The sequence below is a fragment of the Exiguobacterium sp. s16 genome (assembly GCF_018618115.1).
Taxonomy (GTDB): domain Bacteria; phylum Bacillota; class Bacilli; order Exiguobacteriales; family Exiguobacteriaceae; genus Exiguobacterium; species Exiguobacterium mexicanum_A.
Genome location: NZ_JACSLM010000004.1, coordinates 45,561 through 61,726, shown reverse-complemented (window position 1 = coordinate 61,726; position 16,166 = coordinate 45,561). Strand labels below are relative to the sequence as shown.

Genomic DNA, 16,166 nt, shown 5'->3' with positions numbered 1-16,166 from the left:
ATCATGGAGTCTGGGCTTCGCGATTAAGGGCGTTGTACATCCAACAAGTATTGGTTGAGGATGTGACGGAGCTGTTCTTGACGTCCCGATTTATTTTGGATGTCAGTAAGCGTGAACGCATGGGCTTCAAGTTTGTGGAAGTCGGTTTGACCGGAGACGATGTCTTTTCCGATTCCCTCATTGTAGCTTGCGTAGCGATCTTGGATGACGTTTTCGAACACACGGTCATCAATCAAGCGTTGAGCGACTTTCGCACCGACGGCGAAGCTGTCCATGCCTGCGATGTGGGCATAGAACAAGTCCTCAGGTTCGAATGAACCGCGGCGGACTTTCGCATCGAAGTTGAGCCCACCGCTTCCGAGCCCACCATTCAACAAGATCTCATACATGGCGAGCGTCGTTGAATAGAGGTCGGTCGGGAATTCATCCGTATCCCAGCCGAGGAGCGGGTCACCTTGGTTTGCATCGACAGACCCGAGCATCCCATTCACGCGGGCGACGCGGAGCTCATGTTCGAACGTGTGTCCGGCGAGCGTCGCATGGTTGGCTTCGATGTTGAACTTGAAGCGGTCCGCCAAGTCATATTTTTGCAAGAAGGCGAGACCCGTCGCCACGTCAAAGTCGTATTGGTGTTTCGTCGGCTCTTTTGGTTTCGGTTCGATCAAGAACTGGGCATCAAAGCCGATCTCTTTGGCATAGCTATCGGCCATGTGGAAGAAGCGGGCCAAGTTATCAAGCTCAAGTCCCATGTCGGTGTTGAGCAACGTTTCATACCCTTCACGACCTCCCCAGAACACATAGTTCTCGGCCCCGAGCTCTTTACCGACTTCGAGTCCTTTTTTCACTTTCGCTGCTGCGTAGGCGTACACATCTGCATTCGGTGCAGTGGCGGCTCCGTGAATCCAGCGCGGATGCGAGAACATGTTCGCTGTGTTCCAAAGTAATTTTGTCTTACTCGTTTTCATATATTCTTTCATCATCGAGACGATGACATCGATATTTCGGTTTGTCTCAGCGAGGGTGCTTCCTTCAGGGGCGATATCGAAATCATGGAAGCAGAAGTAAGGCACGTTCAACTTGTCAAAGAACTCGAACGCCGCTTCGACACGGGCCTTGGCGAGGTCCATTCCTGAAAGGCGGTCGTAAGGTCGGATCATCGTGGCTTTGCCGAACGGATCGGTTCCATCGGCTGTGAACGTATGCCAATACGAGACGGCGAAACGGAGCAGCTCTTCCATCGACTTCCCACCAATTTGTTCCTCTGGGTTGTAGTGTTTGAAGGCGAATGGGTTTGTAGAAGAAGTACCTTCAAATTTGATTTGTCCGACACCTTGATAGTATTCCTTTTTCGTTTGAGTTTGTGACATGCGATTCATCCTCCTCATTTCTGTAATCGTTTTCAGGAATAGAATACATCAAACTTTTTAGTTTGTCTATCGAACAAACTAAGTTTTTTGAATTATCTTTTTGAACTTTTTCACCGTGAGTTGGCTCACAGGTTAATCGGGCGTCAACTCGGGTACAAAGACAGAGACAAGGAGGGAACAATATGGATGTGTTGACATATCGATTTGAAGACGACGGCTCGATCCCGAACAATCCGGATTTCCCGGTGTTGTTGTATCGCGGCGTGTTCGATGAGACGGACGGGATGCAAGCGACGTTCGAACATAACGGTTGGGGCAACAGCTGGGTCAACGGGGTGTTCGATTATCACCATTACCATAGCAATACGCATGAAGTGCTCGGCGTGAAGTCGGGCCGGGCGACCGTCCAACTTGGCGGTGCGACCGGGGACCTCGTCTCGCTTCAAGCAGGAGACGTCTTGATTTTGCCGGCCGGGACGGGACATCGCCGTCTCGAGGCGAGTGAAGACTTTGCCATCGTCGGTGCCTATCCGGAAGGACGCGATTATGATACGTTGACAGGGAAACCGGAAGAACGACCGGACAGTGTGCAACGGATCGAACGAGTCGACAAACCGGCGACTGATCCCGTCTTTGGGACGACCGGACCGTTACATGAACAATGGACGAAGGAGGAGATGGCATGAACCGCATTCCACATACATTAATTTTGGCGACACTGAAACAACACGTGGCTGAATTGCCAGACGGGCGTGAGATGAGGGCCCTCGGGCAAGGCACATGGCGCATGGGAGAAGACGAATCGAAACGGGAAGCCGAGATCGAGGCACTCCGGACGGGACTCGACTGCGGGTTGCACGTCATCGATACGGCGGAGATGTACGGGGAAGGGAAATCGGAGTCGCTCGTCGGTGAAGCGATTCAAGACCGGCGGGAAGACGTGTTCCTCGTCTCGAAAGTGTATCCGCATAACGCCGGGGGCGACAAACTCGTCCAAGCTTGTGACGCGACGCTCGAACGGCTCGGTACGGACTACCTCGACTTATATCTCCTGCATTGGCGCGGGAACATCCCGCTCGAGGAGACGGTCGACGGGCTCGAACAGTTGAAGGCGGACGGTAAGATCCGAGCGTGGGGTGTCTCGAACTTTGATGTCGACGACATGAAAGAACTGCTCGCCTTGCCGAAGGGGAAACATTGCGCGGTCAACCAAGTGCTCTATCATCTCGGCAGCCGCGGCGTCGAATACGACTTGTTGCCATTTTTACAGGAGCAAGGAATCCCGATGATGGCTTACGCCCCGCTCGCCGAAGGAAGCGACGTGAAAGAGAAAGTCTTCAACGACGAGACGGTGAACCGGATCGCCGAGGCGTACAGTGCGACACCGGCCCAAATCTTGCTTGCGTGGACGGTGCGGAGCGGAAACGTCATCGCCATCCCGAAAGCGGGTCAGAAAGCGCACGTCGAAGAGAACGGCGCGGCGTTGCTCCTCAACTTGACCGAGGACGACTTTAATGCGCTCGACGAGGCGTTCCCGCCACCGAGCCAAAAAGAACCATTAGATGTGATTTGAAGACACAGGTGGGCTCACGGGCTCACCTGTTTTTGCGTCTCGATGTGGAAGTACACTTAAATCTAGAACGAGAAAACCCACTCACGCTGACGTGAGTGGGTTCGTTTTAGTTCGCGAGCGGATGCTTCAATAGATAGTCTTCAATCTGTCCGACCGTCTGTTTCAATACGCCGTCCTCGAACGGTGACTTGAGACCGGCCAATTCGACGAGCTCGAGGAACGAGCGGCTGCCGCCGGCTTGGCAGAGCGTGAGATAATCGCTCCACGCCGCCTCACGGTCCTCATGCATGCGCACCCAGAACTGGAAGGCGCACACTTGTGCGAGCGTGTAGTCGATATAGTAGAACGGGCTCTGGAAGATGTGTCCTTGTTGGTGCCACCAAGCGCCTGACTCGAGGTAGTCGTTCGTCTCATAGTCACGGTGTGGCAAGTACACCTTCTCAAGGTCACGCCATGCCTGGCGCCGCTCAGCGACCGTCATGTCAGGGTTGCGGTAGACGACGTGCTGGAACTCGTCGACGAGGACGCCGTACGGGAGGAACGTGATGCTTCCTGCCAAGTGATTGAACTTGTATTTGTCGACTTGATCGCCGAAGAACAGTTCCATCCATGGCCAGCAGAAGAACTCCATCGACATCGAGTGGATCTCACACGCCTCGTATGTCGGGAACGCGTATTCTGGCGTCGTCAAATGACGGCTCTCGTACACTTGGAAGGCGTGACCGACCTCGTGCGTGAGCACGTCGATATCGCCGGCCGTCCCGTTGAAGTTCGAGAAGATGAACGGCAGACTTTCCGACGGGAGGTACGTGCAGTAACCGCCGCCGGCCTTGCCCGGTTTCGCCGTCAAGTCGAGGGCGCCGCGCTGTTGCATGAATTGGAAGAACTCGTCCGTCTCTTTTGAGAGTTCACGATACATCGTGTTCCCGCCTTCGATGATGAACGCCTCGTCGCCCTGTGGCGTCGCGTTGCCGTCTGGGAAGACGAACGACTCGTCGTAGTACGTGAGCGAATCGACATCGATCCGTTTCGCCTGCTTCTCTTTTAACGTCGTCGCGAGCGGGACGATGACGTCGCGCACTTGTTTGCGGAAGTTGTCGACGTTCGACTCGTCATAGCCGACGCGTTGCATCCGGGCGTAACCGAGCTCGACGAACGACGGGAAGCCGAGCGCGTGCGCGATGTCGGTCCGGACGCGGACGAGTTCGCCGTAGATGCGGTCGAGTTCGTCCCCGTTGTCGGCCAGATATGTATAACGGGCCTCGGATGCCGCTTTTCGTACCAAACGGTCAGGGGATTGTAGATACGGGCCGAACTGGGACAAGTTGAGCGTCTTGCCGTCGAATTCGATTTGGGCCGCCGACATGACTTTCTGATAGGCGGTCGCCAATCGGTTCTCTTCCTGCAGTTTCGGGATGAGCGACTCCTCGAACGTCTTGAGTGCACGCTCGGCGAGTTCGAACAACTGGCTGCCCCATTCCTGTTCGAGTTGGCTGCGCAGGTCGTGCTCGGTCAAGACGCGATAATACGCTTGGACCTCTTTCTCGTAAACCGGTAACGCATCGTCAAAGAACGTCTGCTCAGCCTCGTAGAACGCATCACGCGTATCGATCGAGTGGCGGATTGCGACGAGTTGACTTTGCGTCTCGAACGCGTTCCGTTCCTGGTTGATTTGGCGAATCAATTCGTTCGCCTCTTCGAGTGTGCTCGCTTGTTGCAATTCGACTGAATAGTCCGACAATCGGCTGTTCAAAGCGTCCAAGTCGGGCCGTTCATATGACAATTTTGTGAAAGTCGTCATTGTAAGCGCCTCCATCATGTGAAATTTTTATAAAGTGTAAAAAGGGCTTGCAAAAGCGATTGCACACTCGTATTCTTACGATGTGTAAACGAATTCGCACTACCTTATTACAACTATACCGTTTATAGGGTAGGGATTGAAGAGGAAGCTTTTCGGGTATAAAAGCTAAGACTTTGATTAACAGAACATGTTGGAGGGATTAAGCTATGGGATTCTTTAAAAAACTATTTGGTGGTAAAGAAGAACAACTTAACGCGGTTTCACCGCTTACAGGGAAGGTCATTGACATCACGAACGTTCCTGACCAAGTGTTCTCGCAAAAAATGATGGGTGACGGCATCGCCGTCGAACCGACAGACGGCAAAGTCGTCTCGCCAGTCAACGGTACAATCGCGACTGTCTTCCCGACAAAACACGCGATTGGAATCAACGCTGACAACGGTGCAGAGTACTTGATTCACATCGGTCTCGACACGGTCAACCTTAAAGGTGAAGGCTTCGAAACGCACGTGACAGAAGGTCAAGCCGTCAAAGCTGGCGACACGCTCGTCACGTTCGACCTCGACTTCATCAAAGCGAACGCGCCGTCGACGATCACACCGGTGATTATCACGAACCACGACAGCTTCGGCGTGAACAAACTCGTTGCTGAAGGCGACACGGTCACAGCCGGTTCTACAGAAGTCGTCGAATTGACGAAAAAATAAGTTGAACATTTTACTCGGAGGCGTATGCTTCCGAGTATTTTTTTATGGATTCGGGAACTATACTAAAAAGAGAGGGGGAGAGAGACATGGATGGAAAAAACGCACCGTACCGGGGTTATGGGGATCGGATTCGAATATTACGTGAGCGGGCCGGCATCTCGGTCGAGGCACTCGCCGACCGCATCGGCGTCGCCCCGTACTTTATTCGCCGGACCGAACTGAGTGAAGTCTACCCGACGATGCCTTACATAGAGGCGCTCGCCGAGGCGCTCAAGATCGACGCGAACTATTTGGCCCGCCATATTTGGACGGGCGAGTCGCTCAAAGTGCTCATGAAAGGGACGGTCCCAGAACTTGAACAAATGAAGCTCGCCTACGATGAGGCGATGCACGGCAAGTCGACCGAGGACATGCAGCGGCAGCTCGAGGCGCGGATGCGCATCTTCGACCTCATGCATGAGGAAGAACTCCGTCGCATCTTCGCCGAGGACGAGGAACCGACGTCACATCATGCGCTCGAGGCGCTCGTCGATGCTGTGCTCGACCTGGGACGCTCGCACGAACCGACGCATCGGATCGTGCCGTTCGCCCGCTATATCGAGCAGCTCGTACCGGACCAGTTCGTCGACAACTCGTTCCAATACACGGAGTTCGGGGTCGTCGATAAATCGTATAAATTGCAGTGAACAACACGGACTAAAAGTTCGTGTTTTTTTAATTTAGTTAGGGAGGAGGTACAGATATGGAGATGGTGGAAACAATGAAAAGCTCTAGGGAGCAATTAGGTAAAAGTTATCGAAGTGCGGATAGTGAATTTAGAGACTTGATGTTTTATGGACAGAAATTAAGCAAACGAGAGAAAATGATGCTATCTCTTAAACTTGATGAACTACTTGATGCGTCGATGTTATATCATCAGCAAATTGGAAAGGAACAGAGCAAAGGATAAATACAAAAGGAGCCAAGACACATTGTCTTGGCTCCTTTTGTCGATATTAACGCGCCATGCGCGAGTCATATCTTACTTTCGGTCGTGTCCCGGCAAGTAGGAAGCCGAGCACGATGTTGAGAATCGTGAGCACCCAACCGACGTAACCGAACGTATAGGCGAGGCTCGCGAGCATCGTCTGCCAGTCGAGTAAGGACGCGGCGTCACCACGAACGGTGAAGCGGATCGCGGTGAATCCGATGAGCGTCGTCGTCGTGATCAAGATGCCGATCCACGCGCCGCCGAACCGCGACGTCTCTGGACGCCGGCTGACCGGATACCAAAAAGCGAGCGTCCCGAGGAACGTGCTTCCCGCGTATGCGAGCAAGATTTGCCACAGCGCATCGGCGTCCAAGAAGACGGTATAACAGATGAACGTCGTGAGCGTCGTCATGAAAGTAAAGATTAAAGCTGCGAGTAATCGTGATCGCATTGTTCGTTTCCTCCTCATTTTGCACATTCTTTAGAGTATACGAAAACGAAAATGCTGTAAACGTTATTGTCGATTCTGTAATATTTGTCGCCATTGTTTAATCGCGTTGTTGCCGTAGAATAGGACGCCGCCGCGATAAAATTTCGAGCCGACCCACAAAATCACACCGATCGTGGCAATCATGATGCCGATTGACAACGCGACTTCCCATGCCGGCACATCGACGAGCATGACACGAAGGAACATGAGCATCGGCGTGAAGAACGGTACGTACGACAAAATCGTGACGATCGGTGCTTCCGGGTTGTTCAAGCCGAACATGGCGGCGAGGAACCCGGCGACAAGCAGCATGATGACCGGCATCGTCATCTGTTGCGACTCTTCGACCCGGCTGACGAGTGAGCCGAGTACGGCGAACATGGCCGCATAGAGCAGATAGCCGAGCGTGAAGAACGTCAACAGATAGACGACGGCGCGGACGTTGCCGGCGTTATCGATGACCGACTGTGCCATCTCGTTGCTGCGGGCGCTGAAGTACCCGAAGCCGAGGAAAATCGCGATTTGAAGCAACGCGAGCGTCCCGATGGCCGAGATTTTGGCGAGCATGTGCGTCACCGGATGCGTCGTCGAGATGATTAGCTCCATGACGCGTGACGACTTCTCGGTCGTGACCTCGGTCGAAATCATCGAGCCGTACGTGATGATTGAGACGTAGAGTAACATGAGCATGACGTAGACGAACGCGAACGACGAGAACAGCTCGTCCGAGTTTTCTCCGCCGCGGCCGAGATATGATTCTTCGACCGTGACAGGCTCATTCAATGCCGCGAGGACGGCCGGATCGATGTTCGACGTCTCGATCAGTTCGGCGTTCCGAATTTCGCGGAGTGCCGTCTGGAGGACCGTCGTGAAGTCCGGTTCTGGACGTTCCGATAGAACGCGGGCCGAATCGCCCTCGATGAAAGCGACAATCTCATAATCCCCATTGTCGAGGCCAGCACGCGCCTCGGACTCGGAAATCGCGGCCGATTCGATGTCTTCATAACCGAGCGACTGCATGAGCGTCGTCAGGTCGTTGTTTTCAGTGACGAGGATGGCTTGGGCCTGGTCGGTATCCTCAAAGTTCGCGAGCAGACGGTCGATGTTCGTGAAGCCGAGGATGAACAAGATCGTTAAAATCGTCGAGATGAGGAACGCCTTTGAGCGCAGCTTCGAGCGTAACGTGAACGAGTAAAGTGGTCCGAAGTTATGAAACATGTTGACCGACCTCCTTGATGAAGATGTCGTTTAATGAGACGGGTTGGCGCATGAACGTCTTGACGGTGGCGCCGTTCGAGACGAGGGCCCCGAGCACCGCATCACTGTCTTCAAATGAGTCGAGTCGGACGAAAAGACCATCTTTATGCGACTCGATCGCCCGAACGACCGGGAGGGCTTGGAGCACGTCAGGTCGGTCCGTCTCGATAAAGAGCACCGGTTCAGCGTAACGTTCCTTGATCGTCGGAACGTCGCCGCTGACGACCGCGCGGCCGCCTTTCAAGATGCCGATGTGTTGGCACAGCTCCTCGACGTGCTCCATCCGGTGGCTCGAGAAGACGATCGTCGTCCCAGCGTCGCGGAGGGCGAGCACTTCACGTTTCAAGATCTCGACGTTGACCGGGTCGAGCCCGCTGAACGGTTCATCGAGGATGAGCAGCTCCGGGTTGTGGAGCAGGGCGGCCACGAGTTGAATCTTCTGCTGGTTCCCTTTGGACAGTTGTTCGACGCGCATCGTCTCATACTGCGGGATTTCGAGCCGTTCGAGCCATGACTTGACCGCCCGTTTCGCCTCGGCTTGGCGCATTCCTTTCAAGCTTGCTAGAAAGACGAGCTGGTCCCGGACGGGTGACTTCGGATAGAGGCCCCGTTCTTCCGGCAGATAGCCGACGATGCGGTGGTCGACTTTTCGGCCGTCCCAGAGAATCGTCCCGTCACTCGGTTTTAGGATGTCGAGAATCATGCGGAACGTCGTCGTCTTCCCAGCCCCGTTCGCCCCGAGCAGGCCAAACATCTCGCCTTTCGGGACGTGGAAGCTCAAGTCGTCGACAGCCGTGAATTGGCCGAACTGTTTTGACACACGATCGATTTGTAACGTCATATATGTACCTCCTTATAGGTGTCTACTATTAGCGTACGCCATATTGAGCAAAAAGTTTCACATTTCTTCGAAAATGATTTATCTTGAAATCAAGATAATAAAAAGGAGGACATGAGATGACGAAGCAATCAGCGGGTATCCATCACATCTCGGCGATGGTGAAAGACCCACAACGCACATTAGATTTTTACGGGAATGTCCTCGGACTCCGGTTCGTCAAACAGACGGTCAACTTCGATGACCCGGGCACGTACCATTTCTATTTCGGGGACGAGCAAGGGTCACCGGGGACGGTCATCACGTTCTTCCCGATTCCAGGGATCGGCAAAGGCAGCGTCGGCAGCGGACAAGTCGGGGTCACGGCTTATCTCGTCCCGGAAGGCAGTCTCTTATTTTGGGAGAAACGATTGAACGACCATGGCGTCGGCACGGTCGCGACCGAACGGTTCGGCGAGCCGTCGCTCTTGTTTGAAGACCCGGACGGACTCGTCGTCGAGCTCGTCGCCCGGGCGAGTTCGAAACAGACGAGTTGGGTCGTGCCGGGCGTGACATCAGCTGAAGCGATCACCGGCTTTGCCGGGGCGACGCTGTTGTCGAAAGACCCGGAGGCGACGGTCCGCTTGTTGACGGGACTGTTTGGCTTTGAGACGGTAGGGGAAGATTCAGAATGGATTCGCCTACAAGCCTCGGCCGACTACGGCAACGTCATCGACGTGAAAAAGACCATCCTGCCGAACGGGGTGCCCGGTTCGGGGACGGTCCATCATATCGCGTGGCGCGTCAATGACGGGGAAGACTACACGATGTGGCAAGACGCCATCTTCGAGCTCGGGCTCCGTCCGACCGAAGTGAAAGAGCGCCACTACTTCCGCTCGGTCTACTTCCATGACGCCGGCCGAATTCTTCATGAACTGGCGACCGATGCGCCCGGCTTTTTGATCGATGAGAGTTTGGAGGGCCTCGGCTCGACGCTCCAGCTCCCGGCATGGTTCGAACAAGACCGTGACGCGATCACCCGTACGTTACCGACAATTACAATCCCGAGAGGAGACATGACATGATACATCAATTCATTCAAGGCACGACCGAGACGACACTCGTTTTATTGCACGGCACAGGAGGGACGGAGCAGGACTTGATCCCGCTCGCACGAAGACTCGCTCCCGAGGCGAACATTTTGACGCTCCGCGGGGACGTGCTCGAGAACGGCATGTCCCGCTTCTTCCGCCGTCACGCGGAAGGCGTCCTCGACCTCGAGGACTTGAAGAAACAGACGGAACGGTTCTTGACGTTCTTGGATGATGCGGCGGCGGAATATGGCATCGACCGCGACAAGATGATCCCGCTCGGCTATTCGAACGGGGCCAATTTGATCGGATCGGCGCTTTACCGGCAGAATGCGTTCCACGCATCACTTTTGTTCCACCCGATGGTGCCCGACCGTTCACTCACGTTGCCAGACCTTACGGGGGCGAACGTGTTCATCTCGGCCGGGGAGCGTGACCCGATTTGCCCGAAAACAGAAACAGAAGAGCTCACATCGACGCTCCGAAGTGCCGGAGCGGACGTTGAACTCTTCTATCACGAAGGCGGGCACGAGCTACGTATGGAAGAAGTCGAGGCAGCGCAGACCTGGCTGGCGCCGTATCTCGGTTAAGCCATCTTCTTCGGTTTCGATGGTCTCGAGTAGACGACGAGCACACCACGATCAATCAAATAGGCGGCGAACAGACGCTTCGCCTCTTCAGAACGGACAGTTCGGTCGATTTGGATATACAATCGGCCGAGCTTTTTTTGTGACGTGCGGGTCAATAACCAGATGGAGTCGAGCGTGTACTGCCAGCTACGGAGCGTGTCGGCCCCGATGTACATGTATCGGTTCGATGTGCGTTCGAGCAGGTAGTTGAGCCACCAGACGTCACGCGCGAGTTTCATGGCGACACCGATGAAGAACGAAAGGAACACAAAGGACAGCACGGACAGAATCGGATGGATGGCGGTGAATCGTTCCCGGATTGGTTCGAAGGCGACGATGAGCAGTCCGACGGAAAAGGCGCCGGTGAACCACCAAAATCCGAAGTTAGAGAATGAACGTTTCGGGTCATGTACCATGTGGTGACGGTTACGAATGACGGAAGCCATTCTCCACACCTCCTTTTATTAGAATATTCTGATTATTTGGTAAGACTACTATACTATACTGTACCCACTCTCGTCTATTTGAATACGCTTGAAACATGCTGTCGGATGAAGATTTCTTGACGTTTCGGCTTGCGAAGGGCAAATCCGGGGAATGATGACAGTGACGTCATCATTTTTTTGTGGAAACGTAATTTCACCAGTTCAAAAAATCGGCTATGATGAATGAGGCAAAAAATGAAGCGAGGGAATTGGATGAAGAAGATGAAGGTGGGCGAGTTGCGGGCCGAGCTCAAGCAATTCGACCAAAACGAGTTGATTGAGCTCATCGTCGGTCTGTATAAACAGCATGCAGACGTGAAGACGACGTTGAACCGTTATTTCAGCGAAGGCTTCGAAGCTGAAGAGATGCTTCGGCTCATCAAAGAGATTGTCCGACTAGGGGACAAGGGAACGAATCGTTTTTTGATGAACTTTAACATGTTGCGTGAAGGGGCGGCCATCGTCAAAGAAGCAGAACGTTTCACGGATCCGGTGCTCACGGAACGGGTGCGCATCTTCTATCTCACTTATTTTGGCGGATATGTCGCGGAAGCTGGACAGCTGCTCGAAACGCAGGCTCCTCGCGAACTCGAGGTGTTCTTTACGCAGTTTGAAAAGATTATGCGGTGCGCTCAGGAAAACCCCGGATTGCTGTTGCCACTCGAAGACGAAGTGGGGGAGATGCTCGAGGAGTTTCCAATTGAACGGAAGAAAGAAACGATTGCTTTTTGGAATCGTCAAAAAGAATTGGCTAAACAACAATATTGATTTATAGAACTTGAGGGAATATCATGCGAAATCATTGGTACGATAATATTAAAGGCGTGCTCGTCTTACTCGTCGTGTTCGGTCACTTGTTGACCGATGTGCGCGGTGCTTATGACGACATCTTGCCGAAATGGGTCTATTTATTCTTATACACGTTCCACATGCCGTTATTCATTATGCTGAGCGGTTACTTCTTCCGGGAGAACCGCTATTTGCGCGTCATCCAGCTGTTCGTCGTCTACGTCATCTGGCAAGTGATCCTCGGCTCATGGTTTGCCTTCACCGAGGGCATCCCGCTCTTGTCGCTCGAGAACCCGGGATTGATTCTATTGAAGCCGTATTGGGCGCTCTGGTACTTGATGGCGATCATCATCTGGTACGTCATCACCCCGTATGTGACCCAGTTGAAAGGATACGTGCTGTACGCGCTCCTATTCGCGCTCTTGTTCGGCTTCCAAGCTGAATCGACCGGGTTCTTCGCCCTGCGGAAAGTCATCATGTTCTATCCGTTCTTCTTGATCGGGAACTGGATGAGCGCGCGGAACACGATGAACTTCTTCGAACTGCCGAAGCGGGCCGAGCAACGGAACCGGTATCGGATCGGCGGATTCGCCGTCTTCACGACGCTCACGCTCGGGCTGCTCGCCTCGATGAGTCTTCAGAACGAGAGCGCGTTTTATCATATCGGCAACTTGTTCAAGTTCCGGTTCGCCTATGAGACGGCGGTGCCGGAGGCGATTTGGAGCGGGCCGTTCGCCTTCTTGATCGTCTATACGGTATCGATTCTCATGGCGATCAGTTTCGCACTCATCATCCCGGGGCGCGAGCTACCGGTCATCACTCGGGCCGGAAAGTACAGTCTCTACATTTATTTGGTGCACGTCTTCCTCGTCGTCGCCTGGAAGGCGTTCGTGCCGGCCGGGTTCATGCCGACGTCATGGCTCCAATTGCTCGTCTTGTTCGGTGTCGCCTTCTTGATTGTCCTATTGATCATCAGCCCGCCGGTCGTCAAGCTATTGAAGCCGCTCGTCGAGATCGACGTCCGCCGTGCCCAAGATGTGAAAGATGCAAAACCGTAAACCCTTTTCTAAACGGACGTTTTCCGCTACACTTTATAAAGGGAAGCGAAACTAGAGTTAAGGAAGTGACACCATGCCATACGAAAATGGAATGCATAGCACAGAAGGAGACGTCAACGTCTCACGTCACGTCGTCGAAATGATCGCCGCAGTCGCGGTCAAAGAGACGAAACACGTGTCGTTCACGCAAGAAGATACGAAACTGTCGGAGCGTGCGCTCATGAAGCACGTCAAAGTCGACGAATCGTCAGAAGGCGTCACGATCAACTTGTCGCTCTACATCGCTTACGGTCAATCGATCGTCAAGACGGTGACAGCCGTACAAGAACGCATCACGCAAGACATGGATACGATGCTCGCGATGACACCGCTATCGGTCAACGTGAAAGTCGTCGGCATCCAGTTGTAAGCAGTGGGAGAGGCGAATGCTTCTCCTGCTTTTTTATTTTTTTGCGAAAGCGGTTGCATGATGATGGCTTTTTCATTTATAATAGAAATCGAACAAGTGCAACCGTTTGCATCAATGACCAATCGTGCAACGGGTACTTGTCAAGTTCCCTTAATGTAGTCTGACGACAGAAACATTAGAAGGAAAGGCGGAAAGCATGTATGTCGACGATTGAAGCAGTCATTTTTGATTTGGACGGTGTCATCACTGACACCGCGGAGTACCATTACCTCGCTTGGAAACAACTCGGAGAAGAGCTCGATATTCCGTTTGACCGCGAGTTCAATGAGACGCTAAAAGGCGTGAGTCGGACGGACTCGCTCGAGCGCATCCTCGCGCTCGGTGGAAGACAGGACGATTTCACACCGGATGAAAAAGCGGAACTCGCACAGAAGAAGAACGAGCATTACGTTGAACTCATTCAACACATCTCTTCAGACGATTTGTTGCCGGGCATCATTTCATTCCTCGATGAAATCAAAGAGGCTGGTCTCAAAATCGGAATGGCCTCGGCTTCTAAAAACGCATTTGCGGTCGTAGACGCACTTGGTGTCCGTCATTACTTCGATCACATTGTCGATGCAGCAACTGTCGCCGAATCGAAACCACATCCCGAAGTGTTTTTGAAGGCTGCCTCTGCCCTTGGCGTGAAACCCGAACATGCCATCGGTGTTGAAGACGCAGCCGCAGGCGTGACTGCAATCAAAGCGGCAAACATGTTTGCTGTCGCCGTCGGGGAAGAATCGATGCTTGGTCATGCAGACCTCATCGTCGCTTCGACCGACGAACTCTCGCTCGCACGCATCCTCGAACGCGTCGGCGTGTAAAGACTACGATCATCTTCCGTGAGATGACGACTGCCCCGAACAGTCGTCATCTTTTTGTGTTGGGTCAAAAGGCCTAAATAGATAAAAGTGCCTAAAAACAGATGACAAGCACATTACAAAACCGTTACACTTTTAATTGGGAATAAGTAATAACTGGCAATAATTGATGAAATTGGGTAATGGGGAACATCAATTAAGTGTAGAGGAGGACTTGTGCATGGAATCTACGGACGTCAATGAGAATATCTATCGGGAACTGATGGAGATCGAAGAGTCATATCGTCAGTTGCAACGCCGGGCGGAATACTTGATTTCAGAGTTGAACCGAAACAAGCGCGAAGAGGAATCACTCCTCGATCCGGCGAAACGACTGCGCCCGCGTCGCGTCAATCAACGTTATCCGCTCGAGGTCTACGTCCATCAGGTAACAGACCTGTTGAAAGAACGGAAGACGATGAGCGTGCGGGACATCCAAATGGAGCTCGAATTGCGCTATCGGCATCACATTAGCAATATTTACCAATTGATGGTGAAAATCGAATCGGTCAATCCTGACATCAAAAAGATTGGCCGCGGCTTGTATACATACGAGGCCACGGATGAAGTGACGACGCATCCGGCCCACGCCTGAACGTGACCCGACGAGACGACCTCGTCGGGATTTTTTCGTTGTAACATTTCTGATACGTCTCGCCTCAAGGGAAATATGCTATAATTCGCCAGAGTCTATTTTTTTATGAGAGAGGAACGTTGGCCCATGCTATGGATTGCCATGTTGGTCAGTTTTGTGATGGCCATCTTGATCACGCCGCTCGTTCGCCGGTTTGCTTTTCTGATCGGAGCGGTCGATCACCCGAACGCCCGAAAAGTACATTTACGGACGATGCCACGGATCGGCGGCCTCGCCATCTTCATCGCTTTTTTCATCGGCTACGCCTTGTTGCTGCCGACGAGTCGATATAACGATGCCATCTTGATCGGGGCGGTCGTCATCATCTTGACCGGCTTCATCGACGACCGGTTCCAGTTGACGGCCCGCGTCAAGCTGATGGGGCAGATGATCGCGACGGTCATCGTCTTGAACGCCGGTATGCGCATCGAATTGATTAACCTCCCGTTCGACCAGCAGCTCTATCTCGGTTCATGGAGCATCCCGGTGACGGTGCTCTGGCTGATCGGGATCACGAACGCGATTAACTTGATCGATGGGCTCGACGGCCTCGCCGCGGGCGTCTCAAGCATCGCCCTCGGGACGATTTCCCTGCTCGCCATCATCCAAGGCAACGTCTATTTGACGATGATGGCCTTGTTGCTCCTGGCGAGCACGCTCGGTTTTCTCGTCCATAATTTCTATCCGGCGAAGATCTTCATGGGAGACACCGGGGCGCTCTTCCTCGGTTATATGCTCGCCGTGTTCTCGCTCATCGGGTTCAAGAACGTGACGTTGTTCTCGCTCGTCGTGCCGGTACTCTTGCTCGGTCTGCCGATCTCGGACACGATTTTCGCGATCGTCCGCCGGCTCGTGCAAGGCCGTCCGCCGATGTCGCCCGATAAGTCGCACATGCATCACCAGTTGATCGACATGGGCTTCACGACACGGCAAGCCGTTCTGCTCATGTACGGGATGACATTCTTCTTCGGCATCGCCTCGATTCTGTTCGCCAAGACGACGATGCTCGGGGCGGTCATCACGTTCGTCATCGTGCTCATCGTCATCGAGCTGATCGTCGAATCGACCGAGTTGATCCATCCGAACTATAAGCCGATCATCCAGACGTCACGACGCCTGCTCGGCCGGCCGAAGGCCTGATGTGACCATATGAAAACGACCGGGGACACGCGTCCCCGGTCGTTTTT

At 53.4% G+C, this 16,166-nt stretch carries 19 protein-coding genes; 13 read left to right on the top strand and 6 right to left on the bottom strand.

Going from position 1 to position 16,166, the window contains the following annotated elements; genetic code table 11:
- Positions 1-23: 23 nt before the first annotated feature.
- Complete coding sequence (gene xylA, locus KNP86_RS09225; RefSeq protein ID WP_034778691.1) at positions 24-1,367, bottom strand: xylose isomerase; 1,344 nt, start codon at positions 1,365-1,367, stop codon at positions 24-26.
- Positions 1,368-1,549: 182 nt separating this feature from the next.
- Here xylA and KNP86_RS09220 point away from each other — a divergent pair, with 182 nt between their 5' ends.
- Both KNP86_RS09220 and KNP86_RS09215 read left to right on the top strand, forming a co-directional pair.
- Complete coding sequence (locus KNP86_RS09220; RefSeq protein WP_034778690.1) at positions 1,550-2,053, top strand: cupin domain-containing protein; 504 nt, start codon at positions 1,550-1,552, stop codon at positions 2,051-2,053.
- The gene (locus KNP86_RS09215) at positions 2,050-2,940 is read left to right on the top strand and encodes an aldo/keto reductase (protein WP_285800906.1); all 891 of its coding nucleotides are present in this window, start codon (positions 2,050-2,052) and stop codon (positions 2,938-2,940) included. Before KNP86_RS09220 ends, KNP86_RS09215 begins: the two co-directional genes overlap by 4 nt.
- 106 nt (positions 2,941-3,046) lie before the next feature.
- Here the strand turns inward: KNP86_RS09215 and KNP86_RS09210 are convergent, their stop codons facing one another.
- On the bottom strand, positions 3,047-4,741 hold the full coding sequence (locus tag KNP86_RS09210) for a M3 family oligoendopeptidase (RefSeq protein WP_214753931.1): 1,695 nt from the start codon (positions 4,739-4,741) through the stop codon (positions 3,047-3,049).
- A 206-nt stretch (positions 4,742-4,947) separates the two neighbouring features.
- Between KNP86_RS09210 and KNP86_RS09205 the strand changes: the two genes are divergently transcribed.
- The 3 genes from KNP86_RS09205 to KNP86_RS09195 all read left to right on the top strand — a co-directional run bounded on the left by KNP86_RS09205 (position 4,948) and on the right by KNP86_RS09195 (position 6,397).
- Complete coding sequence (locus tag KNP86_RS09205) at positions 4,948-5,448, top strand: PTS sugar transporter subunit IIA (protein ID WP_021066526.1); 501 nt, start codon at positions 4,948-4,950, stop codon at positions 5,446-5,448.
- 86 nt (positions 5,449-5,534) lie between these two features.
- Positions 5,535-6,134 (top strand): helix-turn-helix domain-containing protein, encoded by a 600-nt coding sequence (locus KNP86_RS09200; RefSeq protein WP_021066527.1) that lies wholly within the window; start codon positions 5,535-5,537, stop codon positions 6,132-6,134.
- A 56-nt stretch (positions 6,135-6,190) separates the two neighbouring features.
- Complete coding sequence (locus KNP86_RS09195; protein ID WP_214753929.1) at positions 6,191-6,397, top strand: hypothetical protein; 207 nt, start codon at positions 6,191-6,193, stop codon at positions 6,395-6,397.
- 46 nt (positions 6,398-6,443) lie between these two features.
- On the opposite strand, the gene KNP86_RS09190 is transcribed toward KNP86_RS09195, so the two are convergent.
- From KNP86_RS09190 to KNP86_RS09180, 3 genes are all read right to left on the bottom strand, one after another.
- Positions 6,444-6,869, bottom strand: a complete 426-nt coding sequence (locus tag KNP86_RS09190) for a hypothetical protein (protein WP_214707114.1) — start codon at positions 6,867-6,869, stop codon at positions 6,444-6,446.
- Between the two features lie 63 nt (positions 6,870-6,932).
- On the bottom strand, positions 6,933-8,126 hold the full coding sequence (locus KNP86_RS09185) for an ABC transporter permease (RefSeq protein WP_214753927.1): 1,194 nt from the start codon (positions 8,124-8,126) through the stop codon (positions 6,933-6,935).
- On the bottom strand, positions 8,116-9,006 hold the full coding sequence (locus KNP86_RS09180; protein WP_214753925.1) for an ABC transporter ATP-binding protein: 891 nt from the start codon (positions 9,004-9,006) through the stop codon (positions 8,116-8,118). The genes KNP86_RS09185 and KNP86_RS09180 overlap by 11 nt, the downstream gene beginning before the upstream one ends.
- 116 nt (positions 9,007-9,122) lie before the next feature.
- Between KNP86_RS09180 and KNP86_RS09175 the strand changes: the two genes are divergently transcribed.
- Together KNP86_RS09175 and KNP86_RS09170 are read left to right on the top strand one after the other, a co-directional pair.
- The gene (locus KNP86_RS09175) at positions 9,123-10,067 is read left to right on the top strand and encodes a VOC family protein (RefSeq protein WP_214753923.1); all 945 of its coding nucleotides are present in this window, start codon (positions 9,123-9,125) and stop codon (positions 10,065-10,067) included.
- Positions 10,064-10,663: an alpha/beta hydrolase gene (locus tag KNP86_RS09170; RefSeq protein ID WP_034778669.1), complete on the top strand. Its 600-nt coding sequence runs from the start codon at positions 10,064-10,066 to the stop codon at positions 10,661-10,663. Before KNP86_RS09175 ends, KNP86_RS09170 begins: the two co-directional genes overlap by 4 nt.
- Here KNP86_RS09170 and KNP86_RS09165 read toward each other — a convergent pair.
- Complete coding sequence (locus KNP86_RS09165) at positions 10,660-11,148, bottom strand: hypothetical protein (RefSeq protein ID WP_034778666.1); 489 nt, start codon at positions 11,146-11,148, stop codon at positions 10,660-10,662. The genes KNP86_RS09170 and KNP86_RS09165 overlap by 4 nt on opposite strands.
- A 252-nt stretch (positions 11,149-11,400) precedes the next feature.
- Between KNP86_RS09165 and KNP86_RS09160 the strand changes: the two genes are divergently transcribed.
- From KNP86_RS09160 to KNP86_RS09135, 6 genes are all read left to right on the top strand, one after another.
- Complete coding sequence (locus tag KNP86_RS09160) at positions 11,401-11,955, top strand: hypothetical protein (protein WP_214753921.1); 555 nt, start codon at positions 11,401-11,403, stop codon at positions 11,953-11,955.
- A gap of 23 nt (positions 11,956-11,978) precedes the next feature.
- A complete protein-coding gene (locus KNP86_RS09155) occupies positions 11,979-13,034 on the top strand; it encodes an acyltransferase family protein (RefSeq protein WP_084592844.1) in 1,056 nt (351 codons plus the stop codon).
- A gap of 73 nt (positions 13,035-13,107) precedes the next feature.
- Positions 13,108-13,443, top strand: a complete 336-nt coding sequence (locus KNP86_RS09150; protein ID WP_034778659.1) for an Asp23/Gls24 family envelope stress response protein — start codon at positions 13,108-13,110, stop codon at positions 13,441-13,443.
- Positions 13,444-13,643: 200 nt separating this feature from the next.
- On the top strand, positions 13,644-14,309 hold the full coding sequence (gene pgmB / locus KNP86_RS09145) for a beta-phosphoglucomutase (RefSeq protein WP_034778656.1): 666 nt from the start codon (positions 13,644-13,646) through the stop codon (positions 14,307-14,309).
- Between the two features lie 217 nt (positions 14,310-14,526).
- Entirely contained in the window at positions 14,527-14,940 is a 414-nt protein-coding gene (locus KNP86_RS09140; protein ID WP_034778654.1) for a Rok-like winged helix domain-containing protein, read from the top strand.
- A 126-nt stretch (positions 14,941-15,066) separates the two neighbouring features.
- Complete coding sequence (locus tag KNP86_RS09135; protein ID WP_034778651.1) at positions 15,067-16,119, top strand: glycosyltransferase family 4 protein; 1,053 nt, start codon at positions 15,067-15,069, stop codon at positions 16,117-16,119.
- Positions 16,120-16,166: the final 47 nt, after the last annotated feature.